This is a genomic window from Ruania rhizosphaerae (assembly GCF_009805705.1).
GTDB lineage: Bacteria > Actinomycetota > Actinomycetes > Actinomycetales > Beutenbergiaceae > Ruania > Ruania rhizosphaerae.
In genome coordinates, this window is the sequence record NZ_VSMB01000011.1 from 1 (window position 1) to 14,246 (window position 14,246).

Below are 14,246 nucleotides of genomic sequence, written 5' to 3' on the forward strand. Positions count from 1 at the left end.
GGTGAACCGCCGTACCCGCATTCGGCACAGTCGCCCACAACTCCGTGTTCCCCGGGCCACCACCATCAACATCGGTCCGGTACAGACCACCACGACCGCCCGGCCCGTAGTAGGTATGCGCCTTCGCATACGCTGCTGAGTAGATCTGGTTCGTGGAGTGGTCCCAAGCCAAGCCAAGAACCGTCCCGGTCTCTGCCTGGGTGGCGAGCGTTGTGATGCCATCCGTATTGTCTGCATCGCTCATCGTGTTCGGCCCGCGGTTGTCCCAGTCGGTCACGACCAGTGATCGATGACTACTGGGACCGTCCCTGCTGATCTGCTGCGCGACAGCGAGCTGGGTGCTCTCCTCCACATACGTGTCCGGGTTCCACACACCCACGTGGATCGTCTGCGTCGCACCGTCGACGAACGTGGTGAAACTGCGGAACGCATTCACAGTGTCAGCAGTCGCCGCCGGCGCCGCCTGAAGATGATCGAGCTCAGGATCGGTCACGGCGACATCGACACGGAACCCCTCCCCCGACAGCGTCGACAGATCGAAGGACACCTGACCCGAGAAGTCCGTCACCAACGGCCCAATCGAGTCCGTCCCATCCGTGACAGTCACCTCGACACCAGCCTGCGGCGGATCGAACGCCGCGTCATAGACACCATCGCCAGAGAAGTCACGACTGACCTGAACCGTCAACACGCCATCACCCGGAGCTGCCGACGCCGTCGACATCGTCACCCCGGCCAAACCGGCGATTCCCGAACCGACGAACACGGCCGAGGCGACGGCGAACGCCACCAACCGACCAGACATACTCATCCGACAGCTCCTCGTTTGTCCGAACATTCCAAGAACAGATCGCAACGTAGCAGCGGAGCCAGCGTCGCGTACGAGGTTTCGTGCACACGAGTGTCATCAAAACTGAACAGTCGAGTAGCGGCCGTGCCCGAGAACTCACGACGGACACACATGACTGTGGCCGGGTGCAGAGAGTGCACCCGGCCACCAGCCGATCCTCGAGGAGCGCCTTCCAGTCGCGATTCGAACGCTCTCACGCGGTCGAACGGCGGCCCGGCGCTCTCGGAGGCCTACTTCATCGTGCCCTGGCTGACCGAGCCTTGCAGCTGACGCTGGAAGACGATGTAGGCAACCAGCACTGGCACGATCGTCACGACCGCCGCAGCGAACATCGCGCCGAAGTCGACGGCGTACCCTGCCGAGGAGATGAAACTGGCCAGCACCTGAGCCAGGACCCAGTTGTCGCGGTCGGTGTTCAGAGCCACCGGAAGCAGGAACTGGTTCCAGAGCCCGAGGAAGTTGAAGATCGCCACCGAGGCCATGCCCGGACGGGCCATCGGCAGCATCACCTGGAAGAAGGTGCGCCACTCCCCCGCGCCATCGATCGCTGCCGCTTCACTGATCTCCACCGGCAGACCGCGGAAGAAGGAATACAGGAAGAAGACGGTGAACGGAAGCGCGAAGGAGACGTAGGTGACGATCAGCCCCGGAAGCGTCCCGAGGAGGCCGAGGTTCTGCAGCACGAAGAACAGCGGCACGATCGCCAGAAAGACCGGGAACGTGAGCCCTGCGAGCATCAGGTAATAGATCGCCCGGCGCCCGAAGAACTCGAACCGTCCCAGCACATAGGCACACATCGACCCGAGCAGCATCACCAGCACCAAGGCAGTGCCGACGACGATCACAGTGTTGATGAACGCATCGCCCAACCCCGAGTCCACCCACGCATTGGCGTAGTTCGTGAAGCTCCACTCGGCCGGCAGTCCGAACGGGGACGCGAAGATCTCGCCCGACGTCTTGAACGAACTCAGCAGTGTCCACAACATCGGGGCGATGACCAGCACACACCAGAGAACCAGCGCACCGTGCGAGGCGACGGCCACGGGACGGTCGCCCTTGGCGGGCACTACCTTGCGCGTCTGCGGCCGCGTTGTCGTGGCGCTCATGAGGCACCTCCTTCGTCCTTACCGCCGGCCAGGCGGTTCACCGTGAACACCAGGGCCGCAAACACCAACGTGACCAGTGCGATCACCACACCCATGGCACTCGCATAGCCGAACTTGCTCTCGGCGAACGCAGTCCGGAACAGCTGCTGGGACATCACCAGCGTCGAACTGTCCGGCCCGCCCTGCGGATTCAGCGCCTGCATGTACACGTAGGCGTCGAGCGCCATGATGCCGATGTAGATATAGGCCGTCTGCACGTTGTCGCGGATCAGCGGCAGGGTGATCGACCAGCTCATCCGTGCCCGGCCGGCGCCGTCCAGGCGCGCCGCCTCGTAGATCTCGGCAGGGATGCCCTTGATCGCCGCAATGAACAGCAACATGTAGAAGCCCACGAAGCCCCACACGATCACGAAGATCGAGGCAGGCATGGCCGTGGTCACGTTGCCGAGCCAGGCGAAGGACTCGAACTGGTCGAGCCCCAACCCGGTCAGCACACCGTTGACGAGGCCGCTGCTGGGGTCCAGGATCAGGCGCCAGATGAGGCCGATGGCAATCCCCGGGATGACGTACGGGAAGAGCGAGACCACCCGGTAGAACCCGGCACCCTTGACGCCCCGGATCTGCCCGCGGCCGGCACCGCCGATCGTGATCAGGATCGCGAAGATGAGCGCGATCGTCAGCGTCACGAAGGGCACCACCAACCCGAGGACCACGCTGTTGCCCACTGCATTCGTGAAGCGTGGGTCCTGCGCGAGATCGATGAAGTTCTGCAGCCCGACGAATTCCTGCTCCGGCGAGAATCCTGACCAGTTGGTCAGCGAGTAGTACCCGGCCTGGATGAACGGGTTGATGACGAAGATCAGGAACAGCGCCAGCGGCAGTCCGAGGAAGACGATGAAGAAGCTGATCCGGTCGAGTGTCCACTTCCGGCGCCGCCCCCTACGGGGCCCGGGAACGGGCCCCGTAGGAGTGGTCTGGTTCGGCGGCTGCCCGTCGATGACCGAGCCGGAGAGGGTCATGAGACCTCGACCTTGTCGATCGTGTCATCCTCCCGGATCCGGTCGGTGATCGCCTGGAGCTCGCTCGTGAGGTCGGCCACCGACTTGCTGCCGTCCAGGAAGGAGTTCCAGATCGGCAGCTGCTCGGAGTTCATTCCGTAGGTGTTGACGAAATTGAAGGTGAAGATGCTCTCCCCGGCTGCCGAGAGCAGATCGGTCTGGGAGACCAGGGCCGTGGAGCCGAATCCGTCCGCCGGCACCGTGTCCCGCACGATGGTCGGAGCGAGCTTCGTCGCGGCGAAGTTTTCGGCCGCCTCCTTCGAGAGCATGATCCGCAGCAGCTCCTTGCCTGCGGCGGTGTTGCCGTCGGAGGGAACGATGAACGGCTCACCGGCTGTGGAGTGCAGTGCGTCCGCCCCCAGCGCCGGGCTCGAGGTCAGGCTCATCGAGGAGATGCCCTTCATCTCGAAGCCCTCGGTGGTCTGATCACGCATCTCGTTCTCGATCCAGGATCCGGAGGGGTAGAGCAGGAACTCCTGCGTGTTGGACCATTGCGCCTGAGCAGCCGTGAACTGGGTACCGGAGCCACCGGGCTTGAAGTAGCCGGCGTCGACGGCCTCCTTCATCGCCGAGAAGACGCCCTGGATCGCGTCCTGCGACCAGCAGTCCGCCTCCAGGTTCTCCAGCGCCAGCCGGACCTCGTCGCCACCCTCCTTGATCGCGGACTCGATCGCCAGCGTCTGGTAGTAGGTGGCAGCCTCGGTACCCCAGCCGAACAGGTACAGGTCCTGCTCCTTCGCCGCGGCTCCGAGTTCCAGTGCCTCGTCCCACGTGGTGGGCGGGGTCCAGCCGTTCTCCTCGAACAGACTGGACGAGTACCACACGCCATAGACCGTCAGGACGTAGTTGATGGCGGCGAGCTTGTCCTCGTAGGTGCTCGGGGCCAGGACGCCGTCGTAGAGCGTGTCGCGGATCGTGGTGCCCTCGAGGTTGGGAGCGTCGATCACATCGTTGAGGTCCTCGAGCTGGTCGAGGATCGCGTTGAAGCCGATCGAGCCGGCTCCGGAGTTGTCGACCAGGTCGGGCGGGTTGCCGCCCACGAACCGCGGCTGCAGCTCGGTGGCGATCTGCGTCGACGGGGACACCTCGACCGAGGATCCCTCGTGGGTCTCGGCGAGGATGTCGGCGGCGAACTCGACGTAGTCGACGCCGTAGCCACCATCGAAGATGACGGCGTCGACGGTGGTGTTCTCGGCCATACCGAAGGGGTTGTCGGCCGAGGTCTCGCCGCCCGGCTCCTCGCCACCGCCGTCAGTGGTTTCCTCCTCGCCGCCACCTCCGGTGGCGCAGGAGGCAAGGGTGACACCGAGGGGAAGGCTGGCTGCGGTGATGATTCCACCGCGGAGTACGGTCCGGCGGTCGGGGGTGGTGGTGAGCTTGGCATTCATGTCGTCGTCGACCTTTCTGTGGTGGGGGTAGTGGATCGTGCAGTGATGACAGGACGAGCGGCCACGCGCATCCGGCGTGCGGCACGCTCAGCCGGATCGCCGGATCCGGCCGCGGTAACGCTCTTCGAGTGCATGGTTGTGCTCGTCACCTCCTGGTGAGTTGGCTGAGATGTACAGCGGCGGGACGGATCCCGCAGCGAGCATGCGCTCGGTCACACCGAGCGTGAGTGCCTGGGCGATGAACGCGGCGGTCAGCGACGAGACGGCCCCGGCGCCGTACTTCTCACCGAGGGTGAGCGTCGCGTCACCGAACGGCGCGAGGTTGTCGAGGACCACATCGGCCACGTCCGCGAGGCGCTGACCGCTCGGGTGCTTGGGCGGCACCGCCATCGTGTGCTCCAGGCTCGTGACCGCGATGACCTTGTGGCCACGCTCCTTCACCGCCAGGGCAAGTCCGACGATGGATCCGTTGACTCCGGAGTTGGAGGCGATCACGAACACGTCCTCCGGGTGCAGCGGCGAGGCCGCCAGCAGTTCCGCGACGATGTCCGGGTCGCGCTCCATCGTCGCGCCCTCGAGGTCGGCTACCGAACGCTCGCCGTGGAGGACGACATCGCGGAGCGCGATCCGGGTGGTGGGGATCAGCCCACCGGCCCGTCCGGCGATCTCCATCGCGAAAGCCTCGGAGTGGCCGGTGCCGAACGCCTGAATGACGCCACCAGCTTCGAGAGCGTTCACGAGCAGATCGACCGCCGGGTCGAACGTCCCGTCGGCTGCCCGCTGCGCGAGCGTGTCCAGTCGACCAGCCACCTCGCGGTGGAAGTCGGCAACGGTAGAGATCATCGGGTTCCTCTCGTTCTTTCGGGTGAAGGGCGAGGCATCAAGCCGGGTCAGTCCGGACGACGTCGAGCCGCCACCGCGTCGGCGGATGCGGCGATCTTGGCGGCAGCACCGCTGTAGTCCTGCTGCGCGACGATCAGGTACAAGACGTCGAGTACGAACAGCTGGGAGTGCTTGGCAGACAGGTCGGCCGGATGCAGGTACTGCTCCGGGACCGAGGCGAGCAGGCTGACATCAGCGAGCTGCGCAAGCGGCGAGGACGGAAAGCTCGTGATGGCGACCGCGAATGCCCCGGATCGCTGCGCCCGGGCGAGCATGTCGATGGTCTCGCGCGTGCGGCCGCTGTTGGAGATTCCGATGGCCGTGGTCTGGGGACCTTGGATGGAGGCGCTCGCCAAGCCGGCGTGGACATCGCCCCAAGAGTGGGCGTTGACGCCGATCCGGTAGAGGCGGGTACGCATCTCGTCGGCCATCGCGAAACTGCCGCCGGTGCCGTAGATGTCGAGGTGGTCGGCCGCGGCGATCCGCACGGCAACCTGGGTGACCGCGTCGAGGTCGAGCACGTCCGCGGTGGCGCGCAAGGACCGCACATGGGCGTTGAGCAGGGCCCGCAGCACGTCGTCCGGGGAGTCGTCCGGATCGAGGGTGCGCCCCATCTCGATCCGCCATCCCTCAGCGTCGGAGTCATCACCGCGGCCCGAGTCGGTCGCCACGCCGACGCGGAACTGCACGTAGCCTGGGTACCCCAGTTGGCGGCAGAACCTCGTGACCGTCGCCGGCGACGTACCGGCGCGGTCGGCCAGCTCAGTGATCGACAGCTCCAGCGGCGCGCTCGGGTCGTCCAGCACGACATCGGCGATCTTGCGCATCGCCGCGGACATCAACGTCCGGTTGGCATGGATACGCTCAGTCACCCGGAGGTTCCGGTCGACCTCCGTCACCGTGCTCGCCACTGAAAATCCCTCTCGCTTGTTCGTCGAAGTACGTGAAAGGTATTCTCAGTGTCGACGTTCGTCAAGCGTCTCGGAGGAATCGTGACCAACTGTTATCTCGGCATCGACGCCGGCGGCACGTCCACACGTGCTGCACTCGTGCTCCCCGACGGCACCTGCCTCGGAACCGGACGGGCCGGATCCGGCAACCCGATCAGTGCAGGGCCGGAGCTGGCCGCACAGAATGTGCTGACCGCGAGTCAGGCTGCGCTGGCGAACGCCGGTGCCGACCCGTCGCGGCTCGCCGGCGGTATCGCAGCCATGGCGGGCAGTCGCGTCGCGCGCGAGGCGGACTGGCTCAACGACCCACTGCACGCGGCCGGCCTCCCGATCTCACTCACACTCGAGCCCGACCTGCTCGCCGCGTTCCTGTCTGCAACCCCCCAGCCCGACGGGTACGCAGTCGTGGCCGGCACCGGCGCGGTCGCCGTTCGGGTGCGGAACTTCGAGCTGGACCGCGTGACCGACGGACTCGGATGGCTCCTCGGCGATGCCGGCTCCGGATTCTGGGTCGGCCACCAGGTCGTCCGGCACGGCCTGGCGGCCCTCGACGGTCGAGCCGATCCCACGGCGCTGACCGATGCGCTGCTGACGGCGCTCGACCTGGATCCGGACGCACCGGCGGAGGTCGAGGGGCGTCCCGGGGCCATCCAGCACGCAGTCGACCTGCTCTATACCTGGCGTCCGGTCGAGCTCGCGCAGCTGGCGCCGATCGCCTTCGACGCCGCACGTGACGGCGACGCCACCGCTCGCGCCATCGTCCACGAGGCCGCACTCGCCCTGCGCGCTGCCCTCACAGCGATGCTTGCCCCGGACATCAGCGGCCCGGTGGTCTTCGGCGGTAGCGTGCTCACGCAGCAGCCCGCCGTCGCCGAGATCGTCGGTGCGCAGCTGCCGGAGCAGGAACCGATCCTCACCTCCGACGGGCTGGTCGGGGCAGCGAACCTCGCGCTCCGCCGAGGTGGAATCACCGTCACCGACGCAGTATTCGACCGGTTGACCGAGACGATCGCAGCCCGCCGGTAGCGGTCAGCGGATGCTCTCAAGCGGTCGCCTGCGTCATCTGCCGCAGCTCCTTCTTCAGATCTGAGATCTCATCCCGCAACCGGGCGGCGAGCTCGAACTGGAGTTCGTCGGCGGCAGCGAGCATCTGGTCGTTGAGCTGCTGGATGAGGTCGGCCAGGTCGCTCGCCGCGGCACCGGCAAGCTTCTCCCGTGAACCGCCCGCACCCGCCGAGCGGCTCGAACCCGCCTTGGCCTTCCGGTAGCCGCCCTCGAGAAGTTCCTTGGTGTCGATATCCTCACGGCTAAGCATGTCGGTGATGTCACCGATCCGCTTGCGCAGCGGGGTCGGGTCGATCCCCATCTCGGCGTTGTACGCGAGCTGCTTCTCCCGGCGCCGGTTGGTCTCCTCGATCGCGTGCTGCATCGACGGCGTGATCGAGTCGGCGTACATGTGCACCTGGCCCGAGACGTTGCGCGCGGCCCGCCCGATCGTCTGGATGAGGGAGGTGCCGGATCGCAGGAAGCCTTCCTTGTCGGCATCGAGGATGCTGACGAGCGAGACCTCGGGCAGGTCCAGGCCCTCGCGCAGCAGGTTGATCCCGACGAGCACGTCGAAACTGCCCATCCGCAGCTCGCGCAGCAGCTCGACCCGCCTCAGCGTGTCGACCTCGGAGTGCAGGTAGCGCACCTGAACCCCGCGCTCGAGCAGGTAGTCGGTGAGGTCCTCAGCCATCTTCTTCGTCAGCGTGGTCACCAGCACCCGTTCGTCACGCCGGGTGCGCTCGGTGATCTCAGCGAGTAGATCATCGATCTGGCCCTGGGTGGGCTTGACCACCACCTCGGGGTCGATCAGCCCGGTCGGCCGGATGATCTGCTCGACGACCCCGTCGGACTGGCTGAGCTCGTAGTTTCCGGGCGTCGCCGACAGATACACGGTCTGCCCGATCCGTTCCAGGAACTCCTCCCAGCGCAGCGGCCGGTTGTCCATGGCGCTGGGAAGCCGGAATCCGTGATCCACGAGCGTCCGCTTGCGGGACATGTCGCCCTCATACATGGCACCGATCTGCGGCACGGTCACGTGCGACTCGTCGATCACGAGGAGGAAGTCCTCAGGGAAGTAGTCCAGCAGAGTGTTCGGGGCAGTCCCGCCCTCGCGGCCGTCGATGTGGCGGGAGTAGTTCTCGATGCCTGAGCACGAACCGATCTCGCGCATCATCTCGATGTCGTACGTGGTGCGCATGCGCAGCCGTTGAGCCTCCAGCAGCTTGTTCTGGCGCTCCAGCTCGGCCAGGCGCTCCTCCAACTCGGCTTCGATGGACGTGATCGCCCGCTCCATGCGCTCCGGGCCCGCCACATAGTGCGTGGCCGGGAACAGGTAGAGCTCGGACTCGGTGCGAATGACCTCGCCGGTGACCGGGTGCAGCGTGGCCAGGGTCTCGATCTCGTCACCGAACATCTCGATCCGGACCGCCATCTCCTCGTACACCGGGATGATCTCGATGGTGTCGCCACGCACCCGGAACGTACCGCGGGTGAAGGCCATGTCGTTGCGCGTGTACTGCATCGTGACGAACTGGCGCAGCAGGTCATCGCGCTCCACCTGGTCCCCCACCCGCAGCGGCACCATCCGGTCCACGTATTCCTGCGGTGTGCCCAGGCCGTAGATGCAGGAGACCGACGCCACGACGACGACATCGCGGCGCGTGAGGAGGTTGTTGGTGGCCGAGTGTCGCAGTCGCTCCACCTCATCGTTGATCGAGGAGTCCTTCTCGATGTAGGTGTCCGTCTGCGGGACGTAGGCCTCGGGCTGGTAGTAGTCGTAGTAGGAGACGAAGTACTCGACGGCGTTGTTGGGCAGCAGTTCGCGGAACTCGGTGGCCAGCTGGGCGGCGAGGGTCTTGTTCGGCGCCATCACGAGCGTGGGCCGCTGCACCTGCTCGATCAGCCATGCCGTCGTCGCCGATTTCCCCGTGCCGGTCGCACCGAGGAGGACGACGTCCTTCTCCCCGGCCTGCAATCGCTGAGTCAGGTCGGCGATGGCGGTGGGCTGATCTCCCGCCGGTGAGTACTCGGAGATCACCTCGAAGGGGGCGATGGTGCGCTGCAGATCGGTCACGGGACGCATGGGACTACGGTACGCGCCGGGTGTGACATCGTGCCTGGGTGGACGTTTCTGCCTCCTCTGCTGCCTCTTCTGCCTCGTCGACGTCCTCCGCTCTCCCCCACCACGCCGGTCGGCAGCCGGCCCTGCTGGCCATCGACGAGGGTGCCCTCGTGTGGACGCTTCCCGCCCGATTCGGCCCTGATGATCTCGCGGCCGCGCTCGAGTCGCGCCCGCTGCTGGTCCTGCTGCACGGGTACGGCGCGGACGAGCATGACCTCGCCGGCCTGGCTCCGGAACTCGTGAGCGACGCCGTCGTGGCCAGCCTGCGGGCCCCGCTCCCGGCGCAGGGAGGCTACGCCTGGTTCCCCATCGAGGACGTGGCATCGGCAGGATCGCCGGATCCGGCGATCGCGGCGGCCGCCACGGCCGGGGTGCTGACGTGGCTGGAGCGCGTCCGGGCCATGGCCGGCACACCAGGGCCGGTCGGGGTCCTCGGCTTCTCGCAGGGCGGTGCGATGGTGACGCACCTGCTGCGGAACCGCCCGGACCTGTTCCGGTGCGGTGTGGTGCTCTCCGGCTTCCACGTCCCCGGGCCGGTGGCCGGTGACGAGGCGCTGGCGCAGATCCGGCCGCCCGTCTTCTCCTGCTACGGCAGTGCCGACCCGTTGCTACCGCCCGAGGTCTTCGCGGCCACGACGGCGTTCCTCACCTCGCATACTGATGTCACCGTCACGGAGTACCCCGGGCTCGGGCACGGTGTCTCGACAGCAGAAGTGGCCGCCGTCGCGAACTTCCTCCGGACGCATCTGACATCCTGAGCGGGGATTCTCTCGCAGCTGTGGGCGGGTGATCGTGCACGCACAGCCACTGGGAAGGCAGGATGGGTGGTGACCACCCACACACTGCCACCTACGGGAGGACACCCATGGCCGTCGTCAGCAACGCCAGTACCGCGTGGACCGGGGATCTGTTCAACGGATCCGGCCGCACCACCTTCGACACATCAGGTCTGGGCACGTTCGACGTGTCCTGGAAGGCCCGCACTGAGCCCGGGGCCGGTACCACCACACCGGAGGAGCTGATCGCTGCCGCGCACGCCTCCTGCTTCTCGATGGCGTTCTCGAACGAACTCGCGAGCAACGGGACGCCGCCGGAGTCGGTCAACACCGCCGCCGAGGTGACCTTCGAGCCCGGCACCGGCATCACCGGCATCGCACTGACCGTCTCGGCGGTCGTGGTGGGGATCAGCGAGGAAGACTTCCAGCGGATCGCAGCTGCAGCGAAGGAGGGGTGCCCGGTCTCCGGTGCACTCAGGGCCACACCGATCACGCTCTCAGCGACGCTCGCAGCCTGAGGCCTCACGACGGCGGCGGGTACCAGCCCGTCGCCGTCGCCCAGGACTGGATCCGGGGCCACGCCTGGTCGAACCAAGGCTCCTTCGCCTCGGCGTACTCCCGGGTACTGGTGGTCTGAGCCGCCAGGCGTTGCTTCATGCGGGCGTAGTCCTCCCGCTCAGCGCGAACGGCACGCAGCCAGTCCCGGAACATCAGCGCGAACCGCCAGGCCGGTCCGTCTGCGACCCGTACGTGCAGGTTCACGTGACGGCCGGGGTCTGCGTTGGCGTGGAAGCGCTTCTCCCACCCACCCTCGGCCCGGAGGTCCTTCGGGCTGTCGCTCCACCGGCCCGGCATGGCCGGGAAGCCCGCCGCTGTGAGCCGATCCGCCAGGACATCGGCAGTGGCCAGATCCTGAACCCCGATCTGCAGGTCCAGCACGTCCTTGGCCACCAGGCCCGGAACGGCGGTGGACCCGATGTGGTGCGCCGAGAGCGCCGACTGACCCGCGGCCCGCCGGAGCCGGGTCAAGATGTCCTCGGCCTGCATCGCCCAAGTGCGTGGCAGGCCCGGATCGGCCACCAGGGCCGCCGCAGGAGGACGCTCCGCCCGCGATCCGGTGCGCAGGTTCTGCGCGTACGGAGCGATCCGGCGCTCCCAGACCCGGTCGACCTGCGCGTGCGTCGCCGCCAGTGAGCCACCGTTGTCGACCCAGATGTCAGCCACACGCCGACGCTCGTCGTCCGTGGCTTGGGCAGCCATACGAGAGCGCGCGTCCGCAGCCTGCATCCCCCGTGCAGCCAGCCGATCCAGCCGCACCGGCTCGGATGCGCCGACCACCAGCACCAGGTGGTGGTCGGCCGCCAGCCCGTTCTCCACCAGCAGTGGGATGTCGTGCAGCGCCACCCGCCCGGGGCCCACGGCGGCGGCACGTGCAGCAGCAGCCTGCCGCACTCGCGGATGCACGATCGCGTTCAGCCGCTGACGGGCGCGGTCATCACCGAAGATCTGGCGCGCGAGTGCCGGCCGGTCCAGAGCGCCGTCCGCGTCCAGTACCTGCTCGCCGAACGTCGCCACCACCTCGGCAAGGCCGCGCGTACCGGCGGCGACCGCCTCCCGCGCGAGCACGTCCGCATCGATCACGACGGCGCCCCTCGCCTCCAGCATCCGGGTCACCGTGGACTTCCCGGCACCGATGCCGCCGGTGAGCCCCACGCTCAACGCTGGAACCCGCGTCGGACTCTCTGCTGTCATGAGGTGCTCCCAGCAGGGATCGCCAGCTCCGGCTCACCTGCGAGTGCCACGTCGAGCACGAGACGCAGACCGCCGGCGAGAGCCGGGACACCGAGCACGTCAGCGGGTGGGACGTGGACGAAGCCTGTACACGGGCGAACGCGATCGGTACCAGCAGGCTGGACCGACGCGGCCCACGTGGCCAGGTGGTACGCCACTGTGTTGCACACATAGGTCCCGGCGGTCATCGACAGCTCGGCGGGGATGCTCGCCTCGGCCAGCGCGCTCGCGATGCGTTTGGCGGGCAGGCTCATCCAGCGGGCAGCGGGGCCATTGGCCAGCACCGGTTCATCGACGGGCTGTGCGCCGTCATTGTCGGGGATCCGGGCATCGCGCAGGTTCACGGCGAGACGTTCGAGGCTCACCCTGCGGCGTCCACCGGCCAGACCCACACCGACGGCCACAGTGGGCCGGTGCGCGCGTAGCAGTTCCTCGAGCTGGTCGACGGCCCGGCCGTAGGCCACGGGCAGTTCCGCGACGACCAGCTCCTCCTCCCGGTCCCACGCGGTGGCGAGCAGGCGCACCGCATCGATCGAGGGGTTGGAAGAAGCACCGTCGAAGGGTTCGAATCCGGTCAGCAACACGGTCGGTGGGCGTTCAGGCACGAGGTCAGCCTATGACGACCGGACGCTCGAGTGCGGCGACGACGAAGGCCCGGACCGCCACCGTGTCGGTGACAGTCCGGGCCTTCGCAGATCAGCGGCTGGAGAGCCTGCGATCAGTTGCCGGTGAGCTTCTCACGCAGCGCGGCAAGTGCCTCGTCGGAGGCGAGGGTGCCGCCCGCGTCAACCGGTGCCGAGGTGTAGGAGGACTCAGGCGCCTCGACGGCAGGACTGCTGCTACTGCTGCTACCGCCTCCGGAGGATGCGGACTCCGCGTCGGCCTCGATCGCACGCAAGACCTGAGCCTTGTGCGCCTCCCAGCGCTCGTGAGCGGACGCGTACTGCGCCTCCCATGCCTCGCGCTGCGCCTCGTACCCTTCGAGCCATTCGTTGGTTTCCGGGTCGAAGCCCTCGGGGTACTTGTAGTTGCCGTGGTCGTCGTACTCGGCGGCCATACCGTACAGCGACGGGTCGAACTCGTCGCTGGTGGGGTCGAAGCCCTCGTTCGCCTGCTTCAGCGAGAGCGAGATGCGGCGGCGCTCGAGGTCGATGTCGATGACCTTGACGAAGACCTCGTCGTCGACCTTCGCCACCTGCTCGGGCAGCTCGACGTGACGCTGGGCCAGCTCGGAGATGTGCACCAGACCCTCGATACCGTCTTCGACACGCACGAACGCACCGAACGGCACGAGCTTGGTGACCTTACCCGGCACGACCTGCCCGATGGCGTGGGTGCGGGCGAAGGCCTGCCACGGGTCTTCCTGGGTGGCCTTCAGCGACAGCGAGACGCGCTCCCGGTCGAAGTCGACGTCGAGCACCTCGACGGTGACCTCCTGGCCGACCTCCACGATCTCGTTCGGGTGATCGATGTGCTTCCAGGAGAGCTCGGAGACGTGCACGAGGCCGTCCACCCCGCCCAAGTCCACGAACGCACCGAAGTTGACGATGGAGGAGACCACACCGGGGCGCACCTGCCCCTTCTGCAGCGTCTGCAGGAAGGTGGAACGCACCTCGGACTGGGTCTGCTCGAGCCAGGCGCGACGGGAGAGCACGACGTTGTTCCGGTTCTTGTCGAGCTCGATGATCTTGGCCTCGATCTCCTGGCCGATGTACGGCTGCAGGTCGCGCACGCGGCGCATCTCCACCAGCGACGCGGGCAGGAAGCCGCGCAGGCCGATGTCGAGGATAAGGCCGCCCTTGACGACCTCGATGACGGTGCCGGTGACGACGCCGTCCTCTTCCTTGATCTTCTCGATGGTGCCCCAGGCGCGCTCGTACTGCGCGCGCTTCTTGGACAGCAGCAGACGGCCCTCCTTGTCCTCCTTCTGGAGGACGAGAGCCTCGACGGCGTCTCCGACGGCGACGACCTCATCAGGGTCGACGTCGTGCTTGATGGAGAGCTCGCGCGAGAGAATGACGCCTTCGGTCTTGTAACCGATGTCGAGGAGAACCTCGTCTCGGTCGACCTTGACGACCGTGCCCTCGACGATGTCACCGTCATTGAAGTACTTGATGGTCGCGTCGACGGCTGCGAGGAAATCTTCTTCCGAGCCGATGTCGTTGACCGCGACCTGCGGTGCGTTCGTCGAGGCCGGGCTGGTGATAGTCATTGAGTGTTGGACTCCGATGCGGACAGGGATAGTGGGTCGGACACAGGACAACAGCGAGCAGTTC

Annotated in this window: 13 protein-coding genes; 3 read left to right on the forward strand and 10 right to left on the reverse strand. The window is 67.0% G+C overall.

All coding sequences use genetic code 11. From position 1 onward, the window contains the following. The 6 genes from FV560_RS14595 to FV560_RS14620 all read right to left on the reverse strand — a co-directional run. Positions 1-811: hypothetical protein (locus FV560_RS14595; protein ID WP_200837718.1), on the reverse strand; the 811-nt coding region annotated here is incomplete at its 3' end. Positions 812-1,080: 269 nt separating this feature from the next. Beyond that, entirely contained in the window at positions 1,081-1,956 is an 876-nt protein-coding gene (locus FV560_RS14600) for a carbohydrate ABC transporter permease (RefSeq protein ID WP_159622295.1), read from the reverse strand. Further along, positions 1,953-2,975, reverse strand: coding sequence for a carbohydrate ABC transporter permease (locus tag FV560_RS14605; RefSeq protein ID WP_159622296.1), 1,023 nt, complete (start codon positions 2,973-2,975; stop codon positions 1,953-1,955). Before FV560_RS14605 ends, FV560_RS14600 begins: the two co-directional genes overlap by 4 nt. Continuing rightward, on the reverse strand, positions 2,972-4,402 hold the full coding sequence (gene ngcE / locus FV560_RS14610) for an N-acetylglucosamine/diacetylchitobiose ABC transporter substrate-binding protein (protein ID WP_159622297.1): 1,431 nt from the start codon (positions 4,400-4,402) through the stop codon (positions 2,972-2,974). Before ngcE ends, FV560_RS14605 begins: the two co-directional genes overlap by 4 nt. Positions 4,403-4,489: 87 nt before the next feature. Further along, positions 4,490-5,245, reverse strand: a complete 756-nt coding sequence (locus FV560_RS14615; RefSeq protein ID WP_159622298.1) for a sugar isomerase domain-containing protein — start codon at positions 5,243-5,245, stop codon at positions 4,490-4,492. A gap of 47 nt (positions 5,246-5,292) precedes the next feature. Beyond that, positions 5,293-6,156: a MurR/RpiR family transcriptional regulator gene (locus FV560_RS14620; RefSeq protein WP_235020146.1), complete on the reverse strand. Its 864-nt coding sequence runs from the start codon at positions 6,154-6,156 to the stop codon at positions 5,293-5,295. Between the two features lie 120 nt (positions 6,157-6,276). Here FV560_RS14620 and FV560_RS14625 point away from each other — a divergent pair, with 120 nt between their 5' ends. After that, positions 6,277-7,260: an N-acetylglucosamine kinase gene (locus FV560_RS14625; protein WP_159622299.1), complete on the forward strand. Its 984-nt coding sequence runs from the start codon at positions 6,277-6,279 to the stop codon at positions 7,258-7,260. Positions 7,261-7,276: 16 nt separating this feature from the next. Here the strand turns inward: FV560_RS14625 and uvrB are convergent, their stop codons facing one another. Next, a complete protein-coding gene (gene uvrB, locus FV560_RS14630; protein WP_159622300.1) occupies positions 7,277-9,364 on the reverse strand; it encodes an excinuclease ABC subunit UvrB in 2,088 nt (695 codons plus the stop codon). 38 nt (positions 9,365-9,402) lie between these two features. Between uvrB and FV560_RS14635 the strand changes: the two genes are divergently transcribed. Together FV560_RS14635 and FV560_RS14640 are read left to right on the forward strand one after the other, a co-directional pair. Beyond that, positions 9,403-10,161, forward strand: coding sequence for an alpha/beta hydrolase (locus FV560_RS14635; RefSeq protein WP_235020147.1), 759 nt, complete (start codon positions 9,403-9,405; stop codon positions 10,159-10,161). Between the two features lie 107 nt (positions 10,162-10,268). Then, positions 10,269-10,697: an OsmC family peroxiredoxin gene (locus FV560_RS14640; protein WP_159622301.1), complete on the forward strand. Its 429-nt coding sequence runs from the start codon at positions 10,269-10,271 to the stop codon at positions 10,695-10,697. A 4-nt stretch (positions 10,698-10,701) separates the two neighbouring features. Here FV560_RS14640 and coaE read toward each other — a convergent pair whose 3' ends face one another. The 3 genes from coaE to rpsA form a co-directional block, all read right to left on the reverse strand. Next, positions 10,702-11,931: a dephospho-CoA kinase gene (gene coaE / locus FV560_RS14645; protein ID WP_159622302.1), complete on the reverse strand. Its 1,230-nt coding sequence runs from the start codon at positions 11,929-11,931 to the stop codon at positions 10,702-10,704. Next, a complete protein-coding gene (locus tag FV560_RS14650; RefSeq protein WP_235020148.1) occupies positions 11,928-12,575 on the reverse strand; it encodes a pyroglutamyl-peptidase I in 648 nt (215 codons plus the stop codon). Before FV560_RS14650 ends, coaE begins: the two co-directional genes overlap by 4 nt. Before the next feature lie 113 nt (positions 12,576-12,688). Then, positions 12,689-14,182, reverse strand: a complete 1,494-nt coding sequence (rpsA, locus tag FV560_RS14655; RefSeq protein ID WP_159622303.1) for a 30S ribosomal protein S1 — start codon at positions 14,180-14,182, stop codon at positions 12,689-12,691. Positions 14,183-14,246: the final 64 nt, after the last annotated feature.

Bases quoted from the DNA above. Each gene is read 5' to 3' on its own strand.
- FV560_RS14600 (WP_159622295.1), bottom strand. From the start codon at position 1,956: ATGAGCGCCACGACAACGCGGCCGCAGACGCGCAAGGTAGTGCCCGCC.
- FV560_RS14605 (WP_159622296.1), bottom strand. From the start codon at position 2,975: ATGACCCTCTCCGGCTCGGTCATCGACGGGCAGCCGCCGAACCAGACC.
- ngcE (WP_159622297.1), bottom strand. From the start codon at position 4,402: ATGAATGCCAAGCTCACCACCACCCCCGACCGCCGGACCGTACTCCGC.
- FV560_RS14615 (WP_159622298.1), bottom strand. From the start codon at position 5,245: ATGATCTCTACCGTTGCCGACTTCCACCGCGAGGTGGCTGGTCGACTG.
- uvrB (WP_159622300.1), bottom strand. From the start codon at position 9,364: ATGCGTCCCGTGACCGATCTGCAGCGCACCATCGCCCCCTTCGAGGTG.
- FV560_RS14640 (WP_159622301.1), top strand. From the start codon at position 10,269: ATGGCCGTCGTCAGCAACGCCAGTACCGCGTGGACCGGGGATCTGTTC.
- coaE (WP_159622302.1), bottom strand. From the start codon at position 11,931: ATGACAGCAGAGAGTCCGACGCGGGTTCCAGCGTTGAGCGTGGGGCTC.
- rpsA (WP_159622303.1), bottom strand. From the start codon at position 14,182: ATGACTATCACCAGCCCGGCCTCGACGAACGCACCGCAGGTCGCGGTC.